This window comes from Mesorhizobium sp. ES1-6, from assembly GCF_020164775.1.
Lineage (GTDB): Bacteria > Pseudomonadota > Alphaproteobacteria > Rhizobiales > Rhizobiaceae > Mesorhizobium.
Genome location: NZ_JAIUGU010000008.1, coordinates 152,469 through 171,353, shown reverse-complemented (window position 1 = coordinate 171,353; position 18,885 = coordinate 152,469). Strand labels below are relative to the sequence as shown.

Below are 18,885 nucleotides of genomic sequence, written 5' to 3'. Positions count from 1 at the left end.
AAGAGAGATTGAGAATGGCCGCTCCGCGCGCAGCAAGGACCAACAACGAGGTCGACAATCCGTCGAGCCTGGTGTTGCGTTTCGGACCCGACAAGCCGCTCAAGCTCGATGCCGGCACACTGCTGTCGCCGTTCCAGATCGCCTACCAGACCTATGGCGTTTTGAACGACGCGCGCTCCAATGCCATCCTCGTCTGCCACGCGCTGACCGGCGACCAGCATGTCGCCAACACCAATCCGGTGACCGGCAAGCCGGGCTGGTGGGAAGTGCTGATCGGCCCGGGCAAGATCATCGACACCAACCGCTTCTTTGTCATCTGCTCCAACGTCATCGGCGGCTGCCTCGGTTCCACTGGGCCGGCCTCGACCAACCCCGCCACGGGAAAGCCCTATGGCCTTGACCTTCCTGTCATCACCATCCGCGACATGGTACGCGCGCAGCAGATGCTGGTCGACCATTTCGGCATCGAGAAGCTGTTCTGCGTGCTCGGCGGTTCGATGGGCGGCATGCAGGTTCTGCAATGGGCGTCGAGCTATCCCGAACGGGTCTTTTCGGCACTGCCGATCGCCACCGGCGCGCGCCACTCGTCACAGAACATCGCCTTCCACGAGGTCGGGCGCCAGGCCGTGATGGCAGATCCGGACTGGCATGGCGGCAAATATTTCGAGCACGGCAAGCGCCCGGAAAAGGGGCTGGCGGTGGCGCGCATGGCAGCCCACATCACCTATCTGTCGGAAGCCGCCCTGCACCGCAAATTCGGCCGCAATCTGCAGGACCGCGAAGCGCTGACCTTCGGCTTCGATGCCGATTTCCAGATCGAGAGCTATCTGCGTCACCAGGGCATGACCTTCGTCGACCGTTTCGACGCCAACGCCTATCTCTACATGACGCGGTCTATGGATTATTTCGACCTTGCCGCCGACCATGGTGGCAGGTTGGCGGACGCCTTTGCCGGCACCAGGACCCGTTTCTGCCTGGTGTCCTTCACGTCGGACTGGCTTTTCCCGACCGAGGAGAGCCGCTCGATCGTGCACGCGCTCAACGCCGCTGGCGCCTCGGTGTCCTTCGTCGAGATCGAGACCGACCGCGGCCACGATGCGTTCCTGCTCGACGAACCGGAACTGTTTGCCGCCATCAACGGCTTCATCGGCTCCGCCGCGCGCGCCAGGGGACTCGCATCATGAGCGTCAACGGCAGCCAGCGTGTCGACCTCGAGGTCGTCGCCAATCTCATCCCGCCGCAATCGCGCGTGCTCGACGTCGGCTCCGGCGACGGCTTGCTACTCGAATTGCTGCAGGAAACCAAGCAGGTCGACGGGCGCGGCCTGGAACTGTCGCAGCGTGGCGTCAACGAATGCGTTGCGCGCGGGCTAAGCGTCATCCAGGGCGATGCCGACACCGACCTCGAATTCTATCCCGACAAGGGTTTTGACTTCGTCGTCCTGTCACAGACCCTGCAGGCGACCCGCAACCCCAAGCTGGTGCTCGACGAACTGCTCAGGATCGGCAACCGCGCCATCGTCTCGTTCCCCAATTTCGGCCATTGGCGGGTACGCCTGTCGCTGTTCGTCGAGGGCCGCATGCCGGTGACCAAGGATCTGCCCTATTCCTGGTACGACACACCCAACATCCACTTCTGCACCATCCGCGACTTCGTCAATCTGTGCGATGAGCTTGGCGCGACGGTGGAAAAGGCGACCGCGCTCGACGCCAACGGCCAGAAGATCGGCCTGTCGATGCCTTGGTGGTTCTGGAATTTCTTCGGCCAGCAGGCGGTGTTCTTGCTGAAGCGGTAGGGCTGCCAGCCCAATCCTATCCCAGGACATCCGTCGCCTTGTGCGGATGTTCGACGCCGTCGGCGAACACCACATCCGACAGCGAATTGTTGGTCCGCAGCGCCAGGATCGCCCGATAGGCCGGCGAAGCATACCACTCGCGCACATCCGCCCTGTCAGGGAATTCGATGATGATGAGGTGGCCCGGCCAGTCGTTCTCGACCACCTCCAGATTGCCGCCGTGGATCAGGAAACGGCCGCCGAAAGGTTCCAGCGTGGCATCGATCCTGTGCAGGTACTCGACGATCTCAGGACCCATCGTGGTTTGACGCATATGGGCAACGGCGTAAGCGGTCATGGACGAAACTCCTTTCGATCGAAGCTGAGTTGCCAGCTTCACGATCGCAAATTGCCAAGGAGCACGACGCAATTCGATTACTTCCGAGATAATAAGAACGACATATGCGAATCAGCGTCGATCGTGCGGGCTTTGCAGGTCTCCTGACGCGCGAGGAGTGTTGCGATTGGGGCGCCAAGTCAGAAATTCGTCATTTCGGAAGGTGTTGAACGTCGCATCATGTGATGACACAGGGACATGTTCTTTGTAGCGTCGCGCCGAATAGATGCTGGGCGGGAGCATGGAACCGAAGAATCAGACGTATTCGATCGTTGTTGAAATGGAAAATGCCAAGTCCATGAACGAGGACGAAATTGGCATTTCGTTGACTGCCTTGGCGCGGGAAATAGAACGCACGACGACGAACGGCCATTATCCCAAGCCGCAGCTTATTGTCGTTCACAGCGGACAGAGCACCGACACGCCGCTTCTCCAGCACCGTATCCTCGAACTAGTTCCGCAACTTGCCACGGCCGCGACTATGCTTTTCAGCGCCTGTCCCGGCGGCCGGTATTATGAGGTCAAGAATGCCGGTGCTGCGTTGGCAAATGGCGACGTCGTCATCTTCTGCGATTCCGACACGGTGGTCGAAGATGGTTGGCTGTCCGCGCTTGTCAAGCCGATGGAAGACCCGAAGACGATTGCCGTAAATGGCTACACCTATCTCGGCCATGACGATTTCGCCTCTCGGACCTTTGCCCTCCTATGGTTCTTCCCGCTGCGCGACGGTGATCAGCGTTTCGCTTCCAGGCGAGCGATGAACGCCAACAATTGTGCCTTTCGCAGAAGCTGGTTGGCTAGCCACCCCTATCCCGCCAGCAATGGCTTCAAGGTTTCCTGCACGCTGCTGACCAGCCAGTTGCGGGAAAGTGGACATGATTTCGTCAGGGTCAATGCACGGGCGAGCCACTATCCCCCGCGTGGCTGGCGGTTTTTCTTCTGGCGCGCTCTGGTCACCGGCCGCGATGCGGACCGGAAATATGTGGCGCTGGAATCGCCGTCACGTCCCGGTCGCGTGCTGAAAGCGACGAGGCGCTGGTTTTCGATGTCCCGGCGCGTAAGCGGGCGCATCCTTGCGCATGCGTCGCAACTCGGAATGCCGGCCTGGCAAATTCCGTTCGCCCTGGTCGTCGGATTGGCCTTTTGCACGCTGGTTTTTTTCGGCCAGGCGGCCATGGCGCTTGGCCTGGTCCGGGACGAGCCGGAACTCGTGCCTGTTCATGTGGGTCATAGCTGACATGGCCAGGACTGTGGACATGGCGCCGCTCATCACGGTCATCACGCCGACCCACAACCGGCGCGAAACGGTGCTCCGCGCCGTCGAAAGCGTGCTTGCCCAGAGCATGCCGCGTTTCGAGCATATCGTCGTCGACGATGGTTCGACCGATGGAACCGCGGCCGCGCTGGCCCGCATCAGCGATCCACGGCTGGTCTATGTCGGCGCGAAATGGCGCGGCGCCAACGCCGCCAGGAATGCCGGCATCGAGCGTGCGCGGGCTCCGGTGGTGACATTTCTCGATTCCGACGACGTCTACCTGCCGCACCGGCTCGAGCGGACCCTGGCCTGGTTCGACGACAATGCCGCGCTTCAGGTGCTGCTCAGCTCCTTTGTCTCCCGGAAGGGCAGCCGCAGCACCAACTGCGTCAATCCCGAGACCTTCGTCAGCCCAATGCTGTTGGAGCGGACGCTCGTCGCCCAGACGATCTTCATCGCCGGCTCCGCGATATCGGCCCGCCGCGAGGCCTTGCTGGAGATTGGCGGCTATGACAGCGACATCAACCGGATGCAGGACCGCGAATTGCTCCTGCGCCTGGCGCGACGGTTCGGCGCGCAACTGTCGGGAGATATGGACTGGACGAAATACAATTCGCAGAATTCGATTTCGGGCCGCCGGGCGGGCTACGTCGAGGCCTATGCGAACCTGATGGGCAAACACCCGCATATCGCCCACTCCTACCCGCACATCCCGCCTTACATGATCGCACGGCAGATCATCGCCGACATTCTCAGGGGCCGGATACCGGAGGCGTTCGAGGGTTACATGGCCAATCGCTCTTCGAAGGCGCTCGGCTACTCCTTGCCGGAACTGGTCAGCGGATATGTCCAGGGCCGGCGCTGGCGGCGCGATCTCTCCAACAAGTTCCGCGACGAACGCGGCGCCCGGCCTGCCTGAACCACGGCCAGGCCTAGAGCAATTCCAGGAAAAGCGTGTAACGGTTTTCCCGGGAGAAGCGCGTAGCTCTTCCCCTTGGGAATTGCGTGGAAACAAAGAGTTAGAGCGGTTCGGCGTTTCTATTAAACGCTGAACCGCTCTATCGATCCAGTTCCGGGAAATAGGGATCCGACAGGAACCGCCGGTCCCGCTCACCCAGAAGACAGTCGACCGGCGCTTCCATGTTGACGGGCGTGATTTTGGGCGTGTCCTGGATGCCGCTGACCTCGAGGATCAGCTTGCGCCGGATCGCCGTCGAGAATTCGGCGGCCGCGTGGATCGGCAGCACGAAGGAACCGGGTCCACCGGTCACGCACTGGGCATAATACTGGTCGAGATGGCTGAATGTCGGCGATGGCTTAATCAGGATCGGCAGGCCGTTGATGACGATGCCCTTGGCAATGGCCGCATCGCGCGTCGCGGTGACCGGTGGCCCGATATTGTTCGGGCCGTCGCCGGATATGTCGATGACGCTGCGTTCGCCCACGAAACTGGTGCCGTCGAAAAGCCCGGTCCCGAAGGCAAGCGCAGTTGAAATCGAGGTGCCGCGGAAGCTCCGGAAAGGGCGGGCCGCGAGCTTGTCGGCAAAATCGTTGGCACTCTTGGCGCTGTCGATGATCTGCCAGCCGATGACCGCGTCGTCGCGCACCGTGCCGGCCCACTCGAAATAGGCGAGCGCGATGCGCCCGGTATGTCCGGAACGGACGGCCTGGATGAAATCGGCGTGCCGCAGCGCCTCGACATAGCCGGCGCGTTGCAGGGCGAACTCGGTCTCGTCCATTGACAGCGAGATATCGACCGCCAGCACCAGTTCGACGTCGACGGCCAGCCTGTCCGGCGCCGAAGGAACCGGAGCGGCCTCGGCGCAAGTCAGGCAGGCAAGCAGGCTCATTGTCTCAAGCATGGCCAGCACGAGCGATGTTTCGATCGCGACCGTCGCTCGCGATCACGGCGAAATAAAGCTTACGGCTGCGCGCCCGGTCGGTCCGAGTGCCGGCCGTGTTATTTCTTGCGCCGGGCAGCGACCGGCGGCGGTTCGATGGCCCCTGCCCTGACGCGGGCGGGTCTCAGCGCCGGCGCCCCGGTATCCTTTACGATCGTCAGCGAGCGCGGAAAGAACTGATTGTTGTGCAGGCCGCGCCCGATATTGATGATCGCCGCACCCTTCAGATGTTTGTCCATGAGCGACAGCACGCGCCTGAGGGACGGGCCGTCGAACGCATCCATCGCTTCATCGATGATCACCCATTTCGGCTTTCGCAGCGCAAGCCTGGCAAAGGCGAGCGATCGCTGTTCGTCATCGCCCAACTCACGCTCCCAGCGGGCCGACCGGTCGAGCGAGGACGACAGCCGCTCGAGGCCGACTTCGGCAAGCACCGCCGAAAGTTCGGCATCGCTTGCGGGAGCGACACCATAGGGATGGTCGAGCACTTCGCGCAGCGTGCCGGCCGGGAAATACGGGACACGAGGCACGAAGATGGGGGCTTCTCCCCCCGGCATGCCGATCTTCCCGCTTCCCCATGGCCACAGTCCGGCAATGGCGCGGAAGAACAGCGTCTTTCCCGCGCCCGGCTCGCCGGTGATCATTACGCGCTCGCCGACGTGGATTTCGACGTGCTGGTCGGAGAGCGTTGTGCAGCCCTCCGGCGAGGCCACCTGGAGTTTCTCGAAGGTCAGGCTGCCATTGGCGTTTTCATCGAAGGCGATACGCTTCTCCTTGTCGTGCAGCACATCGGTTTCATCGAGTGCGATGCGGAAGTCGGCGACCCGCATCAGCGTGGCACGCCAGTCGGCGATGCTGCCGATGTTGTTGATGAACCAGCGCAACGACGAATGCACCTGATTGAAGGCGCCGACCGCCATCATCAGCCCGCCAAAGCTGATATCGCCCGAGAAATAGACCGGCGAGGCAACCAGGATCGGCGCCACGACGGTGATCCAGCCATAGGTGTCGGTTACCCAGGACAGGTTGATCTGGGCGGTGTAGATGCGCCGCATGGCACCCAGCACCGTGCCAAGGTCGAGTTCGAGCCGTCGCCTGGCGTCATTCTCACCCCGGTACAGCGCGATGGCATCGACGTTCTCGTTGACGCGCACCATCGAGGAGCGCAGCTCCGCCTCGCGCGTATAGCGGTCGCTGTTGAGGCGGATGAGCGGCCGACCGACCAGCCAGCTCAGCCAGGAGGCGGTGCCGGCATAGATGAACGCCGCCCAGACCATGTAGCCCGGTATCGCCAGCGCCCAGCCGCCGACATGGAACACGAAGCCCGAAGACAGCTCCCACAGCACGCCGACGAAAGACACGAGCAGGATGAATGACTGCAGCAGGCCGACACCAAGATCGGTCGACAGGTCCGACAGATGCGCGGCATCCTGCTGCATGCGCTGGTCGGGATTGACGCCGATGGCGCCGGCATTGGCCAGCCGGAAAGCACGCGCTGGCCGCATCCACTGGTCGATCAGGTCCAGCGTCAGCGCTTCGCGCAACTTCAGCCGGATCATCTGGTTGAGCCAGGTCTGGCCGATATTGAGCACCAGCAGTCCGCCGGCGATCATGGCAAAGACCATGAGCTGGTGCAGGAAGGCCGCCATGTCGCGGCGCGCGAGCGCGTCGTAGAAGGGCTGGTTCCAGCGGTTGAGCAAGACCTGGCCGATCGACGTCGCGATGATGACGGCCATGATGCCGAGCGACGTCCACAGCAACCACTTGCGAACCGGCGAGCCGATCAGCGCGCGCCGGATCGTCGCCACCTGATCGCGCAGGCTGCTGGCCACGGCCGGCTGAACGGCGGCCTGATTGTCCAATTGATCAGCCATGGCCGAGGTCCTTGCGTTCAGGAGCGAAGCTGAAACCGGGTGAAGAGAGCCGACGGCGGCAGCTCCTCAGCCACTTTGCCAGCCCAGCACCACAGATAGGTCGGAAAGACGCCGGGCGATGCAAGTTTCCATGGCGATCACGAAGGTGTCACTTGCCGAGCCGGCAATCCCTCGGTCCGACGGCCGAGCCGCGTCGCGCCATGTGGCGACAGCACCGGCACGAAGACGCGACGGGACGCACGCTGGACCACCGGCACGCCCTGATAAAGCCGCTTCTGCGCCTCCACGACGATGACACCGGAAAAGATCGGCCACAGCCGTCGGCCGGCGCGCTCCAGCACATTGTGGAAGCGCATCATGAAGCGCCGCCGCGATGGCGGGAAGAACAGGGCATCTGACCAGGCGGCCGGCGTGAAATTCGCCTCGCGCAGCAATTCGGTGAGTTGCCCGCGTGAGAAAGGCCGGCCGTTGCCGAACGGCGTGTGTTCGAAGCGCGCCCAGACACCGCGCCGGTTGGGCACGACGATGACAACGCGCCCGGCCGGCGACAACACCCGCCAGATTTCGTTCAGCGTCTCGCGCGGATTCTCGACATGCTCGAGCGAATGGACAAGCAGCATGCGGTCGATGCAGGAATCGACCAGCGGCAGTTCCTCGTCGAAGACCAGCGCCGTCGCCGCCGGCCCGGTCGCCGGCCAGACCACGGCGCCCTGGGTCGCCGGCATGAAGGCGAAGACGCGTTCGGCGTCGGTGCCGAAGCGCTCCAGCCAGGGCAAGGTATAGCCAAGGCCGACCAGCCGCTCATTGGGCACCGTGGCCCATATCGACGACAGCGCCATGGTGATCGAGCGCTCGGCGAACCGGCCGAGCGTTGTCGAATAAAAGGAGCGGAGGTCGACGATGTCGGAATGCATGTCAGGGATGTAGCGGTGATATCGGCCGGATTCAACAAAGGCGGGCCGGTGTGCTCGTCATCTCAAATGACATTCTTCATCCCGTGGTGACATCCGCGCGGCGGCGCCCTATGTCTGCGGCGACAAGCTGGAGAGACGCAATGCCGGTCGAGATCGAACAATTCATGTGCCGCACCGACAATTTCGGCGTGCTGGTGCATGATCCAAAAAGCGGGCAGACCGCGATCATCGACGCGCCCGAGGAAGCGCCGATCCTGGCCGCCGTCAAGCGCACCGGCTGGACGCCGACCGTCGTCCTGACCACGCACCATCATATGGATCACGTCGAGGCCAACCTGGCGCTGAAGGAACGCTTCAAGCTGCGGATCGTCGGCCCGGAAGCGGAAAAGGCCAGGATTCCCGGCATCGACGAAACGGTCGAGGAAGGCTCCGTCCTTCATCTCGGCGATGAGCGCATCGAGGTGATCGCCACGCCCGGGCATACCGCCGGCCATATCTCCTATTATCTGCCGGCATCGAAAGTGGCGTTCACCGCCGACACGCTGTTTGCGCTGGGTTGCGGGCGGCTGTTCGAATGCAAGCCGCCGGTGATGTATGAATCCCTGAAGAAACTCGCGGCCCTTCCCGCCGAGACCACCATCTATTGCGGCCACGAATACACGCTCGCCAACGCCCGTTTCGCGCTGACCGTCGACCCCACCAATTCGGCCTTGAAGGAGCGCGCCGCCCGGATCGAGGCGCTGCGGGTCGACAACAAGCCGACGCTGCCGACGACGATTGGCGAGGAACTGTCGACCAACCCCTTCCTGCGCTGGCACGATCCGGCAATCCGCAAGCATCTGGGCATGGAAAAGGCCGGGGATGCCGAGGTGTTCGCCGAGATCCGCAAGCGCAAGGACAATTTCTGAACCCCATGCTAGCCTTCGCCCGATGAACAGCTCGGCGGAAATCATCGCGACACTGGGACTGCAACCGCATCCGGAAGGCGGCTGGTATACGCAGACCTTTCGCGATGAAGCCGGCGGTGCGCGCGGACATTCGACCGCCATCTATTTCCTGCTGGAACAGCACCAGGTTTCGGCCTGGCATCGGGTCAGGGATGCCGCCGAGGTCTGGCATTTCCACGCCGGCGCGCCGCTGGCGCTGTCGATTTGGGAGGAAGGCGGCGCCATCATCGAGCAGGTTCTCGGCATCGAACTCGCGGCGGGCGAACGGCCGCAGATCGTCGTGCCGGCGGGCTGGTGGCAATCGGCGCGCACCTTGGGCGAATGGACGCTGGTCGGCTGCACCGTCGCGCCGGGTTTCGATTTCGCCGCCTTCGAACTGGCCGAGCCGGGTTGGCAGCCCTAACCCAGCAGGAAACCCAGGGTAATCGCAAGCTGGGCGGCGTAATAAAGCACCCAGACGGCAAGACGCATCCAGGCGCGGTGCGGCGAGATTGCGGCTATCAGGAATTTCTCCGCGGCAAGCACCCCGTCGGATGCCATGAACAGGATGGCGCCGCCGATAAGCCAGACATTGCCTGTCGTTAGCACCGACATGCCCATCGACAGGATCGCCACGACGTAGAAGGCGATCGGTATACGCAAGCCGGGACCAACGCGGCGCCAGAGCGCGGCCAGCATGACAATCGCAAACACGGCCATCGCCAGCGCGATTGCCCCACGCCAGGGCTCGGAGCCGAGTACCGACATCCCCGCGCCGCTGCGCAGGAACAGCGCGATATAGACGATATGGGCGAGGAGAAAGCTGCCCAGCCCGCCCAGAAACGCCTTTTCACCGTCCCGCGACAGGAAGGCGTCACCGATGGCGCTGAGCGCAAGCGCGGCGATCAGCAGCAGCGGACCGCCTTGCATTGCCGAGAGCACGGCGAGCATCGTCACCGAGAGCGTCTTTGCCGCCGAGCGGGCAAGCGTTGGCGGCATGCCCGAAGTGAAGGCGTAGATCACCGCCGCCACCAGCGAAAAGATCAGCGTCGCGTTGGCATTGGCATCGATGCCACCCGGGAACGGCATCATCACGCCTTGACCCCACTCTCGGCGACGTCCGGCTTGCGCTGGAACAGCGACTTTGCCGCGAGGACCGCGCCCCCGGTGATGAGCAGGCAGGCGGCGAGGATGCGCGGCGACGGTTCGGCGACGCCGGCCGCGATCAGCACCAGCGTCGACAGAAGCGGCGCCGCGTAGCTTGCCGCGCCCAGCACCTGGATGTTGCCGCGCTTGACGCCGATGTCCCAGGCATAGAAGGCGGCCCCTACCGGCATCAGGCCGAGCCCGAGCACGGCCAGCCACTGGCCGGCGCCTTCAGGCAGCACCGTTTGTTCCAGGGCCAGATGGCAGGCGAGCGACAGCACGGCGGTCGCCGCGCAGAACCAGGTGACGATGCTTGTCGGCACCGAAGGAAAGCGCCGCGACAACAGCGAATAGGACGACCACAGCACGGCGCAGACCGCGGCCATGGCATAGCCGAAGACATAGCGGGCATCGAAAGCGATGCCGCCACCCTTGGTGACGATCAGCACGGTGCCGGCAAGGCCGAGCAACGCCCCGACGACATGGTTCCAGGCCAGTTTTTCGCCCGGCATCAGGGCCGACCCAAGCACGATCAGCAGCGGCCAGAGATAGGCGATCAGGCTTGCCTCCACCGCCGGCGCGTTGCGCAACGCGGTGAAATAGAAGAAATGGTAGCCGAACAGGCCGGCAATGCCGATCAGCCACACTTGCGGTGGGATCCTCTGGCTCTTGCCGGCAGCCGGCATGACCAGCCGCGCGATCAGCCCGACCCCGGTGCCGATCGAGAAGGTGATCGCCGACAACAGGAAAGGCGGTACCTTTCCGGACGCGTCGGTAAGCAATGCCAGCAGCGCCCACATGGCGACCGCCGAAAAGCCGATCAGTGTTGCGCGCCCCATCTTGTCTCCAGTGGCGCGCCCATTTTGTCCCTGTGGCGTGCCTTATTGTACCGCTTCGAACCGTCCGGCGCTGATGGTCAAGGTGCCGATCTGCGTTCCGACCGTGGCGTGGATCGGCGCATATACGCCGGTTTGGCCGAGCGGTGCAAACGTCACCATCATGCGGCTTTTGTTCTTGAGATAGTTGAGCGCCTTGCGGCCCTTGCGATAGCCCGCCACCGGCTCGAAACCCATCTGGCAGGTGACGGTGTCGCCCTTGTAGCCCGGCACCGAGATCGTGCCCTTCGAGACGTAGGTCAGCGTCAGGTCGGCGCGCATCTCGCCATCATAGAACTTGACCTTGCGGCCGCAGACCTGGTCGAGACTGTCGGCATGGATGACGGTGGCGGCCATCGGATCGAGTACCGATGCCAGATCGCCGGCACCGAGCGGCACCCAGGACTTGGGGTCGCGCTTGCCCGGCGCGGGGATGACCTGCGTCGACGTCACGTTGCCATTGGCAAAGCGAATGTCGATCGAGGATGCCTTCTTGCCGGACGTGTAATCGGCTCGGAACGCCTGCGGCACCATCCTCTGCCCCGAGATCGTCCCCTTGGACGAGATCGTGCCACGCGTATCGTCGAACAGCTTGGCCAGACCCGCCGCGGAGACGGTGCCGTTGATCGCATAAACGCCATTCTGATAGCTGCTGGAGAACGTCGATCTGGCGATCGAGAGGCCCAGGAACGACACCGTGTATTCGCCCTTGAAGGATTGCGGCGAGGCCGCCGACGCGGCGGACGGCAAGGCTATGGCGAGCGCGGCGACAAGCGCGTGAGACGAACGAGGCATGGCGGGATCGGATCCTTGATTTTTGGCCGGAGGCGGGCGACTCCGGTCTGGCGTGTCCCTGTCAGACTGCTTATAGGATGAAATCCGGCCTTAATATGAAACGCCGGGCGCTTCCGTGGGGAAGCCGGAGCTTGACGCCCCGGTGAAATGCAACTATGGAACGCCAACTTTTTCCATAAGGCCGCCTGACCAGAACCGCGCGCCACCAGGCGTGGGCACAAAGGTTTGGCAGTCCCGAGAGAACTGAAGGTTAGAACCATGTCCCGCACCTGCGAACTCACTGCCAAGGCAGTCATGACCGGCAACAATGTGAGCCACGCCAACAACAAGACCAAGCGTCGCTTCCTGCCGAACCTCGTCAATGTGACGCTGATTTCGGAAGCGCTGAACCAGAACGTGCGTCTGCGCATCTCGGCCAACGCGCTGCGTTCGGTCGAACATCGTGGCGGTCTCGACGCTTTCCTGGCCAAGGCCGACGTCAAGGAACTGTCGCAGCGCGCGCGCCTCTTGAAGAAGCAGATCGCCAAGAAGCTGGCCGAACAGGTCGCCGCGTAACATCGGATAAAGGCGGGGGACGACCGCCCTGGCCAACCCTGTTGTTGGCCTGTGGCCAACCTCTTGTTGGCCACAGCATCGGATCGAAATCGCAAAGCGGTTCACAGATTCGATGCTCTAAATAAGGCGAGCGTGATCCGGTTTCGGCAAAACGCTCCGCTGGTTCCATTACCCAGGATAAAAAAATGTCTTCCTTTTCGCGATACCTGCCTTTCGTGGCCGCCATGGCGCTTGTCGTCGTGGCGTCTAACATCCTCGTGCAGTTCCCCATGCAGGGCCAGATCGGCGGCCTGTCGCTGGCCGACCTGCTCACTTGGGGCGCTTTCACCTATCCCTTCTCCTTCCTCGTCACCGACCTCGCCAACCGCCGCTACGGGCCCGCCGTGGCGCGCCGGATCGTCTTTGTCGGCTTCATGACGGCGGTGGTCTGCTCCATCCTCATTCCGCCCTTCCTGTTCCGTCATGGCTTCATCGAATTCGAAACATCGGCCGACCGGCTGGTGCGCATCGCGGTCGCTTCCGGCGCCGCCTTCCTGACCGCGCAGCTGCTCGACGTCACCGTGTTCAACCGTTTGCGTCGGCAGAGCTGGTGGCGGGCGCCGATCATCGGCACGCTGGTCGGATCGGTGTTCGATACCGTCGTGTTCTTCAGTGTCGCCTTCTCGGCCGCCTTTGCCTTCGCCGGCCCGAGCGACAGTTTTGCGCTGGAGAGCGCCCCATTGATGGGCATCTTCCATCTCGACGCCATGCGTTGGGTGTCCTGGGCGCTCGGCGACCTCTCGGTGAAGTTGATCATCGCCGTTGTCGCGCTGATCCCCTATCGGCTGCTGGCCGCCCGCTGGAGCCAGCCGGCCGTTGCCGCGGCCTAGGCCATGATCCCAAAAAGTGGATTCCGGTTTTTGGGAAAGATCATGGTCAGACAAAGCACATGATTCCCTGGATCCAGCTGGACTCCGCAAAAACGCCTGATGGGCAACAGGAACTGCGGCTGAAACGGCGCGGTGCCGAATTCTCGATCATGCTCGGCACCAACGAGTTGATGAACAGTCGCCTCAGCGGCTCCGAGGAGGCGCTGGCGAAACTGTCTTGCCAGAGGATTGCGGGCCATCTCCAGCCGAGGATCCTGATCGGCGGGCTTGGCATGGGTTTTACGCTGCGCGCCGCTCTCGCCGAACTGGGCGGCAATGCGGAAATCGTCGTCGCGGAACTGGTGCCGGCCGTCGTCGCCTGGGCACGCGGCGCGATGGCCGAGATTTTCGCCGGCTCGCTCGATGATTCCCGCGTTACTATCCGCGAGGCCGATGTCGGGAGTTTGATCCGGTCCGAGCACGCAGCCTGGGACGCGATCCTGCTCGACGTCGACAATGGCCCCGAGGGGATCGTCCACAAGAGCAATGACGCGCTCTACAGCGTGGCTGGCCTTTCCGCCGCGCGCAGCGCCCTGAAGCCGGGCGGCGTTCTGGCGGTATGGTCGCAGGGGCCGGATGCCGGCTTCGCGCGGCGGCTGAAACAGGCAGGCTTCGCCGTCGAGGAAGTCAACACGCGCGCCAACGGCAAGCGCGGCGCGCGCCATGTCATCTGGATCGCCACGAAATCGTAGAGCCGTGAAAGGGTTTTCCGTCCGGAATTGCGTAAAGCAAAGAGTTGGGTTGCGATTGCCACTCAATCCTGGTGCAGGATAAATTCCAGGTAGAGATTGCGCTGCAGGATCGAGTGGTTGTCGTCGGAGACCAGCGACACCATCAGCGCGCCGTCATCGCGGGTCCAGACGTCGAGCCCTTCCATATTGTCGATCTGGTAGCCCATGTCGGCTTGCAGCAGCACCGGCCCGTCGGCGACGGCGCCCTTCTCGACGCTCTCCCCATAAATGCGCCGCAGCCGCATCTTGAGCCCGCCCGCCATGGTGAAACTGCGCTCCAGCAGCAAAAGGTCGCCATCCGGCAGGAAGGCGCCGTCGGTGATGTCGAAATCGTCGTTGCGCTTGACGGTGAAGACGCCCTTGCGCGGGCCACCGATGATGGCGGCGTAGATGTTGCCTGATTTGTCGAGGCTCTTTTCCGAGACCACGACCAAGCCGCCCTGATGCTGGCCGTTGGCATTGGCATGGGTGACGGTCTCGAAGCCGCGATTCTGCCGCAGCTCCCGTGCCGGCACCAGGAAATCCAGCTGCCGGAACGGCGCCTTCATATCCTGAGGATCGATCCTGAACTGGGAGACGCGGTGGTTGCGCTCGAAACCCACGGTGGCGATGCCGTCCTTGACCGCGAGGCCCTCGGCGTCGACTTCCCATTTTTCGTCGATGGGCTGGACGCTCTGGTCGACCATCTGCTGCATGCGGAAATTCTGGATGCCGACGGGCCGCCTGTCGGCGTTGCGCGCCACCGTGCCGAAGAACCAGTAACCGGTGTCGGCCACACCGATGAATTCGCTGCCGGCTTTCAGAAACCGGAAGGCCGACAGCGCCCCGAAATCACGCGATGGCGAGGTCATTTCCAGCCCGCCGACGAATTCGAGTGGGCCAAACCGCTTGTCGGCATGGCCGATATGGAATTCGGTGATCGGGCGGGCCGAAACTGCGACAGGTTCAACAGGAGCCGAGCCGGCTGGCGCGGAAGCCATGCCGGCGAGCAGGGCGATGGCGGCGAAAAGCGTCCGCCGAAACCCGCCGCCCGAAAAGATCATCCGGCGCGCCGCATGCCGCCGCGCCGGGTATCCTTCGCGCTTTCCTCGGCAAACAGCGAAGCCAGCTGCTCGGTCATCGCGCCGGCCAGTTCCTCGGCATCGACGATGGTCACGGCGCGCCGGTAGTAGCGCGTGACGTCATGGCCGATGCCAATGGCCAGCAGCTCGACCGGCGAACGCGTCTCGATCAGTTCGATGACGGCGCGCAGATGGCGTTCGAGATAATTGCCCGGATTGACCGACAGCGTGGAATCGTCGACCGGCGCGCCGTCCGAGATCATCATCAGGATCTTGCGCTGCTCGGGCCGGGCGATCAGCCGGTTGTGCGCCCACAAGAGCGCCTCGCCGTCGATGTTTTCCTTGAGCAGGCCTTCGCGCATCATCAGGCCGAGATTGCGCCGGGCACGCCGCCATGGATGGTCTGCGGACTTGTAGATGATGTGGCGCAGGTCGTTGAGCCGGCCGGGATTCGGCGGCTTGCCGTCCTTCAACCACTTCTCCCGCGCCTGCCCGCCCTTCCACGCCCGCGTGGTGAAGCCGAGGATCTCGACCGAGACGCCGCAGCGTTCCAGCGTGCGCGCCAGAATGTCGGCGCAGGTGGCGGCGACCGTGATCGGCCGGCCGCGCATCGAGCCGGAATTGTCGAGCACCAGCGTCACCACCGTGTCGCGGAATTTGGTATCGCGTTCCTGCTTGAACGACAGCGGCTGCATCGGATCGATGACCACGCGCACCAGCCGCGCCGGGTCGAGATAACCCTCTTCCAGATCGAAATCCCAAGACCGGTTCTGCTGCGCCATCAGGCGGCGCTGCAGCCGGTTGGCCAGCCGACCGACGACGCCCGACAGATTGGCGAGTTGCTTGTCGAGGAAGGCGCGCAGCCGGTCGAGTTCTTCCTCTTCGCAGAGTTCCTCGGCGCCCACCGTCTCATCGAAAGCCGTGGTGTAGACCTTGTAGTCGATTTCCTTCGGCAGATTGGTGAAGGGATTGTCGTTACGGCGCGCCTCGCCCGGCGTCTCGGCATCGGCATCGTCGTCATCGGACAGATCGTCGGCGGTGGCGTCGGAGGCTTCCGTCTCCGCCGATTGCTCGTCGTCGGCTGACGCTTCCGCATCCTCGGACTGCGACTGCTCGGAGCCGGAATCGTCTTCGCCGCCCTCCTCGCTCTGTTCCTCGCCTTGCGGCTGGTTGTCGTCATTGTCCTCGGAGTCTTCGGTCTCCTGGTCGTCGCCGAGTTCCTCGGCCATCTCCATGGAGGCGAGCATCTCGCGCACGACGCGGGCGAAGGCCTGCTGGTCCTCGAGCTTTTCCGACAGGCCGTCGAGGTCGGCCTTGGCCTTCTCCTCGACCCAGGGCCGCCAGAGTTCGACCAGACGCTCGCCGCTCTTCGGCACCGGCCGGCCGGTCAGCTTTTCGCGCACCATCAGCGCCAGCGCTTCCTCGATGGGCGCGTCGGCCTTGTCCTTGACGTCGACGAGATTGGCCTTGGCGTATTTGTCCTCCAGCATCGAGCCGATATTGTCGGCGACGCCCTGCATGGCGCGGCTGCCGATCGCCTCGACGCGGGCCTGTTCGACCGCATCGTAGATGGCGCGGGCAGCCTTGCCTTCGGGCGCCAGCTTGCTGTGGATGCGCACGTCGTGGCAGGCGCGCTTCAGCGCCATGGAATCGCCGAGCCCGCGGGTAATGGCGATGTCGGTTTTCGATGCCTTCTTGGGCAGTTCTGGTAGCCGCGCGCGGCTGCCGGCCAGCGCCGGCCTGTCCTTGGCGAAGCCGACTTCCATTTCCTTGTCGCCGGCAATGGCGCGCATGCAGACGGTGACGGCACGCTTGAAGCTGTCGGCTTCAGACCCCGTCTTCGACTTGTTGCGCGTGTTGTCGCCCGGACCCGCCATCGAGGCTCTGCTTAGCCCAGCACCACATTGGCAGCACTCTCCGGCAGATCCTGGCCGAAGGCGCGCTGGTAGAACTCGGCAACCACCGAACGCTCCAGTTCGTCGCACTTGTTGAGGAAGGTCAGCCGGAACGCCATGCCGACATCACCGAAGATCTCGGCATTTTCGGCCCAGGTGATGACGGTACGCGGGCTCATCACTGTCGACAGATCGCCATTGATGAAGGCCGAGCGCGTCATGTCGGCGACACGCACCATCTTGTTGACGATGTCCTTGCCCTTGGCGTCGCGATAGTGCTTGGCCTTGGCCAGCACGATGTTCACTTCATTGTCGTGCGGCAGATAGTTCAGCGTGGTGACGATCGACCAGCGGTCCATCTGCGCCTGGTTGATCTGCTGGGTACCGTGATAGAGGCCGGTCGTGTCGCCCAGCCCGACCGTGTTGGCGGTCGAGAACAGGCGGAACGCCGGATGCGGGCGAATGACCCGGCTCTGGTCGAGCAGCGTCAGGCGGCCAGACGATTCCAGCACGCGCTGGATGACGAACATCACGTCCGGACGGCCGGCGTCATACTCATCGAAGCACAGCGCGACATTGTGCTGATATGCCCAGGGCAGGATGCCGTCGCGGAATTCGGTGATCTGCAAGCCGTCCTTGACCACGATCGCGTCCTTGCCGACGAGGTCGATGCGGCTGACATGGCTGTCGAGGTTGACGCGCACGCAGGGCCAGTTGAGGCGGGCGGCGACCTGTTCGATATGGGTCGACTTGCCGGTGCCGTGATAGCCCGACACCATGACGCGGCGGTTGTAGGCGAAGCCGGCGAGGATCGCCAGGGTCGTCGCCTTGTCGAACAGATAGTCGGGATCGATGTCGGGCACATGCTCCGATGTCACCGAATAGGCCGGCACCACCATCTTGGACTCGAAACCGAATTTCTCCTTCACCGACACCGTCGTGTCGGGCAGGTTGGCGATGTCGCGATCGACCTTGTTCATATCTCTCAACGTCTCCACGGGCGAAACGTCGCGTTTCGCCGGCAACCCATTTTGTTCGGGGGCGGTCTTAAAGCCTTTTCCAACCTTATGAAAGTTGGAAAACGACACAAACCGTAGGGTCGCTCAGCACAGGCCTGCCTGTTTGAGCACGCGATAGGCCTGAAGCACATCGCGGAACCGGTCTTCCGAACCTCTGTCGCCGCCATTCGCATCCGGATGGTGACGTTTCACCAGTTCCTTATAGCGCGCCTTGATATCCTTGCCAGTCGCCTTTGTATCAAGGCCAAGCGTTTCCAGCGCCTTGGCCTCAAGCGGCTTGGCCTTGCGCTCGCGCGCCTCGCGCGGATCCTTCGGCCCCTTGAACAGGTCGAACGGGTCGCGCATGCGGTTGTAATAGCCGGCGCGGCCGGAGCGCATCTGCGCCATATCGGGCGAGGAACGTGTCGAGGCGCCGTTGACGCCCATCTTCCAGGTCGGCCGGTGGCCGGTCATGGCTTCCTTCTGGAAGCGCGCGACCTCGGTGTCCGGCACGCCGGAGAAGTAGTTGAAGCCCTTGTTGTACTCGCGCACATGGTCGAAGCAGAAGCGGAAATACTCGCCCTCCTTCATGCGCCCGACCGGCGCGCGATGGGTGCCAGCCTCCTTGCAGCCATCCCACTGGCAGATCGGCGCGTGCGCCTCCACCTCCACATCCTTCTTCGGGCGGATGCGAATCTTCTCGAAATATTTGGGATACGGCTTCATCTCACCCATTTATGGGGCGTTCGCAGATGCGAAACAAGAATTGACATTTTCGCGATCATCGCCCTAACCGCTGAATCGCGGCATAAAGCGGGCGACTGGCGGATTTTGTTGCGCGGCGGCGTCCCCTGGTGAAACCGATTTCCGGTTTTCACGC

20 protein-coding genes are annotated in these 18,885 nt (G+C 63.2%); 9 read left to right on the top strand and 11 right to left on the bottom strand.

The features are described from left to right. Positions 1-14: 14 nt before the first annotated feature. Both metX and metW read left to right on the top strand, forming a co-directional pair. Positions 15-1,184 carry a homoserine O-acetyltransferase MetX gene (metX, locus tag LB564_RS20460; RefSeq protein WP_224540447.1) on the top strand — a complete coding sequence of 390 codons (1,170 nt, stop codon included), beginning with the start codon at positions 15-17 and terminating at the stop codon, positions 1,182-1,184. Continuing rightward, positions 1,181-1,795, top strand: a complete 615-nt coding sequence (gene metW / locus LB564_RS20455) for a methionine biosynthesis protein MetW (protein WP_224540445.1) — start codon at positions 1,181-1,183, stop codon at positions 1,793-1,795. Before metX ends, metW begins: the two co-directional genes overlap by 4 nt. A 16-nt stretch (positions 1,796-1,811) precedes the next feature. On the opposite strand, the gene LB564_RS20450 is transcribed toward metW, so the two are convergent. Further along, positions 1,812-2,132: a DUF1330 domain-containing protein gene (locus LB564_RS20450; RefSeq protein ID WP_224540444.1), complete on the bottom strand. Its 321-nt coding sequence runs from the start codon at positions 2,130-2,132 to the stop codon at positions 1,812-1,814. 280 nt (positions 2,133-2,412) lie between these two features. Between LB564_RS20450 and LB564_RS20445 the strand changes: the two genes are divergently transcribed. Further along, complete coding sequence (locus LB564_RS20445) at positions 2,413-3,408, top strand: glycosyltransferase family 2 protein (protein WP_224540442.1); 996 nt, start codon at positions 2,413-2,415, stop codon at positions 3,406-3,408. A 19-nt stretch (positions 3,409-3,427) separates the two neighbouring features. Continuing rightward, complete coding sequence (locus tag LB564_RS20440; RefSeq protein WP_411910187.1) at positions 3,428-4,345, top strand: glycosyltransferase family 2 protein; 918 nt, start codon at positions 3,428-3,430, stop codon at positions 4,343-4,345. A 139-nt stretch (positions 4,346-4,484) separates the two neighbouring features. Here the strand turns inward: LB564_RS20440 and LB564_RS20435 are convergent, their stop codons facing one another. The 3 genes from LB564_RS20435 to LB564_RS20425 all read right to left on the bottom strand — a co-directional run bounded on the left by LB564_RS20435 (position 4,485) and on the right by LB564_RS20425 (position 8,115). Further along, positions 4,485-5,288, bottom strand: a complete 804-nt coding sequence (locus LB564_RS20435) for a DUF1194 domain-containing protein (protein ID WP_224540438.1) — start codon at positions 5,286-5,288, stop codon at positions 4,485-4,487. A gap of 98 nt (positions 5,289-5,386) precedes the next feature. Further along, positions 5,387-7,201 carry an ABC transporter ATP-binding protein/permease gene (locus tag LB564_RS20430; RefSeq protein ID WP_224540436.1) on the bottom strand — a complete coding sequence of 605 codons (1,815 nt, stop codon included), beginning with the start codon at positions 7,199-7,201 and terminating at the stop codon, positions 5,387-5,389. A gap of 137 nt (positions 7,202-7,338) precedes the next feature. After that, positions 7,339-8,115, bottom strand: a complete 777-nt coding sequence (locus LB564_RS20425) for a class I SAM-dependent methyltransferase (protein ID WP_224540433.1) — start codon at positions 8,113-8,115, stop codon at positions 7,339-7,341. A gap of 140 nt (positions 8,116-8,255) precedes the next feature. Here LB564_RS20425 and gloB point away from each other — a divergent pair, with 140 nt between their 5' ends. Together gloB and LB564_RS20415 are read left to right on the top strand one after the other, a co-directional pair. Further along, entirely contained in the window at positions 8,256-9,023 is a 768-nt protein-coding gene (gloB, locus tag LB564_RS20420) for a hydroxyacylglutathione hydrolase (protein ID WP_224540431.1), read from the top strand. A gap of 22 nt (positions 9,024-9,045) precedes the next feature. Next, positions 9,046-9,465 (top strand): cupin domain-containing protein, encoded by a 420-nt coding sequence (locus LB564_RS20415; protein ID WP_140708395.1) that lies wholly within the window; start codon positions 9,046-9,048, stop codon positions 9,463-9,465. On the opposite strand, the gene LB564_RS20410 is transcribed toward LB564_RS20415, so the two are convergent. From LB564_RS20410 to LB564_RS20400, 3 genes are read right to left on the bottom strand one after another with little or no spacing between them, the layout of a single operon-like run. Continuing rightward, on the bottom strand, positions 9,462-10,136 hold the full coding sequence (locus LB564_RS20410) for a lysoplasmalogenase family protein (RefSeq protein ID WP_140708394.1): 675 nt from the start codon (positions 10,134-10,136) through the stop codon (positions 9,462-9,464). The two genes, LB564_RS20415 and LB564_RS20410, sit on opposite strands and share 4 nt — an antisense overlap. After that, positions 10,133-11,026 carry a DMT family transporter gene (locus LB564_RS20405; protein WP_224540430.1) on the bottom strand — a complete coding sequence of 298 codons (894 nt, stop codon included), beginning with the start codon at positions 11,024-11,026 and terminating at the stop codon, positions 10,133-10,135. The genes LB564_RS20410 and LB564_RS20405 overlap by 4 nt, the downstream gene beginning before the upstream one ends. A gap of 42 nt (positions 11,027-11,068) precedes the next feature. Then, entirely contained in the window at positions 11,069-11,857 is a 789-nt protein-coding gene (locus LB564_RS20400) for a DUF3108 domain-containing protein (RefSeq protein ID WP_224540428.1), read from the bottom strand. A 258-nt stretch (positions 11,858-12,115) separates the two neighbouring features. Here LB564_RS20400 and rpmB point away from each other — a divergent pair, with 258 nt between their 5' ends. The 3 genes from rpmB (at position 12,116) to LB564_RS20385 (ending at position 14,012) form a co-directional block, all read left to right on the top strand. Continuing rightward, positions 12,116-12,412, top strand: coding sequence for a 50S ribosomal protein L28 (rpmB, locus tag LB564_RS20395; protein ID WP_140708388.1), 297 nt, complete (start codon positions 12,116-12,118; stop codon positions 12,410-12,412). A gap of 185 nt (positions 12,413-12,597) precedes the next feature. Further along, positions 12,598-13,281: a queuosine precursor transporter gene (locus LB564_RS20390; RefSeq protein WP_224540426.1), complete on the top strand. Its 684-nt coding sequence runs from the start codon at positions 12,598-12,600 to the stop codon at positions 13,279-13,281. Positions 13,282-13,340: 59 nt separating this feature from the next. Then, positions 13,341-14,012, top strand: coding sequence for a spermidine synthase (locus LB564_RS20385; protein WP_224540424.1), 672 nt, complete (start codon positions 13,341-13,343; stop codon positions 14,010-14,012). Between the two features lie 62 nt (positions 14,013-14,074). On the opposite strand, the gene LB564_RS20380 is transcribed toward LB564_RS20385, so the two are convergent. The 4 genes from LB564_RS20380 to LB564_RS20365 all read right to left on the bottom strand — a co-directional run bounded on the left by LB564_RS20380 (position 14,075) and on the right by LB564_RS20365 (position 18,740). Further along, positions 14,075-15,094, bottom strand: a complete 1,020-nt coding sequence (locus LB564_RS20380) for an esterase-like activity of phytase family protein (protein ID WP_224540421.1) — start codon at positions 15,092-15,094, stop codon at positions 14,075-14,077. Further along, positions 15,091-16,989 (bottom strand): cobaltochelatase subunit CobT, encoded by a 1,899-nt coding sequence (cobT, locus tag LB564_RS20375; RefSeq protein ID WP_224540419.1) that lies wholly within the window; start codon positions 16,987-16,989, stop codon positions 15,091-15,093. Before cobT ends, LB564_RS20380 begins: the two co-directional genes overlap by 4 nt. A gap of 11 nt (positions 16,990-17,000) precedes the next feature. Continuing rightward, entirely contained in the window at positions 17,001-17,987 is a 987-nt protein-coding gene (cobS, locus tag LB564_RS20370; protein WP_140708376.1) for a cobaltochelatase subunit CobS, read from the bottom strand. Between the two features lie 123 nt (positions 17,988-18,110). Continuing rightward, positions 18,111-18,740 carry a J domain-containing protein gene (locus LB564_RS20365; RefSeq protein WP_140708374.1) on the bottom strand — a complete coding sequence of 210 codons (630 nt, stop codon included), beginning with the start codon at positions 18,738-18,740 and terminating at the stop codon, positions 18,111-18,113. Positions 18,741-18,885: the final 145 nt, after the last annotated feature.

Excerpts from the sequence above, each read along its gene's own strand:
- LB564_RS20435 (WP_224540438.1), bottom strand. The coding sequence starts at position 5,288 with ATGCTTGAGACAATGAGCCTGCTTGCCTGCCTGACTTGCGCCGAGGCC.
- LB564_RS20440 (WP_411910187.1), top strand. The coding sequence starts at position 3,428 with ATGGCGCCGCTCATCACGGTCATCACGCCGACCCACAACCGGCGCGAA.
- LB564_RS20380 (WP_224540421.1), bottom strand. The coding sequence starts at position 15,094 with ATGATCTTTTCGGGCGGCGGGTTTCGGCGGACGCTTTTCGCCGCCATC.
- LB564_RS20400 (WP_224540428.1), bottom strand. The coding sequence starts at position 11,857 with ATGCCTCGTTCGTCTCACGCGCTTGTCGCCGCGCTCGCCATAGCCTTG.
- LB564_RS20390 (WP_224540426.1), top strand. The coding sequence starts at position 12,598 with ATGTCTTCCTTTTCGCGATACCTGCCTTTCGTGGCCGCCATGGCGCTT.
- LB564_RS20405 (WP_224540430.1), bottom strand. The coding sequence starts at position 11,026 with ATGGGGCGCGCAACACTGATCGGCTTTTCGGCGGTCGCCATGTGGGCG.
- LB564_RS20425 (WP_224540433.1), bottom strand. The coding sequence starts at position 8,115 with ATGCATTCCGACATCGTCGACCTCCGCTCCTTTTATTCGACAACGCTC.
- rpmB (WP_140708388.1), top strand. The coding sequence starts at position 12,116 with ATGTCCCGCACCTGCGAACTCACTGCCAAGGCAGTCATGACCGGCAAC.
- LB564_RS20385 (WP_224540424.1), top strand. The coding sequence starts at position 13,341 with ATGATTCCCTGGATCCAGCTGGACTCCGCAAAAACGCCTGATGGGCAA.
- LB564_RS20415 (WP_140708395.1), top strand. The coding sequence starts at position 9,046 with ATGAACAGCTCGGCGGAAATCATCGCGACACTGGGACTGCAACCGCAT.
- metX (WP_224540447.1), top strand. The coding sequence starts at position 15 with ATGGCCGCTCCGCGCGCAGCAAGGACCAACAACGAGGTCGACAATCCG.
- metW (WP_224540445.1), top strand. The coding sequence starts at position 1,181 with ATGAGCGTCAACGGCAGCCAGCGTGTCGACCTCGAGGTCGTCGCCAAT.
- LB564_RS20450 (WP_224540444.1), bottom strand. The coding sequence starts at position 2,132 with ATGACCGCTTACGCCGTTGCCCATATGCGTCAAACCACGATGGGTCCT.
- LB564_RS20445 (WP_224540442.1), top strand. The coding sequence starts at position 2,413 with ATGGAACCGAAGAATCAGACGTATTCGATCGTTGTTGAAATGGAAAAT.
- cobT (WP_224540419.1), bottom strand. The coding sequence starts at position 16,989 with ATGGCGGGTCCGGGCGACAACACGCGCAACAAGTCGAAGACGGGGTCT.
- gloB (WP_224540431.1), top strand. The coding sequence starts at position 8,256 with ATGCCGGTCGAGATCGAACAATTCATGTGCCGCACCGACAATTTCGGC.
- LB564_RS20430 (WP_224540436.1), bottom strand. The coding sequence starts at position 7,201 with ATGGCTGATCAATTGGACAATCAGGCCGCCGTTCAGCCGGCCGTGGCC.
- LB564_RS20365 (WP_140708374.1), bottom strand. The coding sequence starts at position 18,740 with ATGGGTGAGATGAAGCCGTATCCCAAATATTTCGAGAAGATTCGCATC.
- cobS (WP_140708376.1), bottom strand. The coding sequence starts at position 17,987 with ATGAACAAGGTCGATCGCGACATCGCCAACCTGCCCGACACGACGGTG.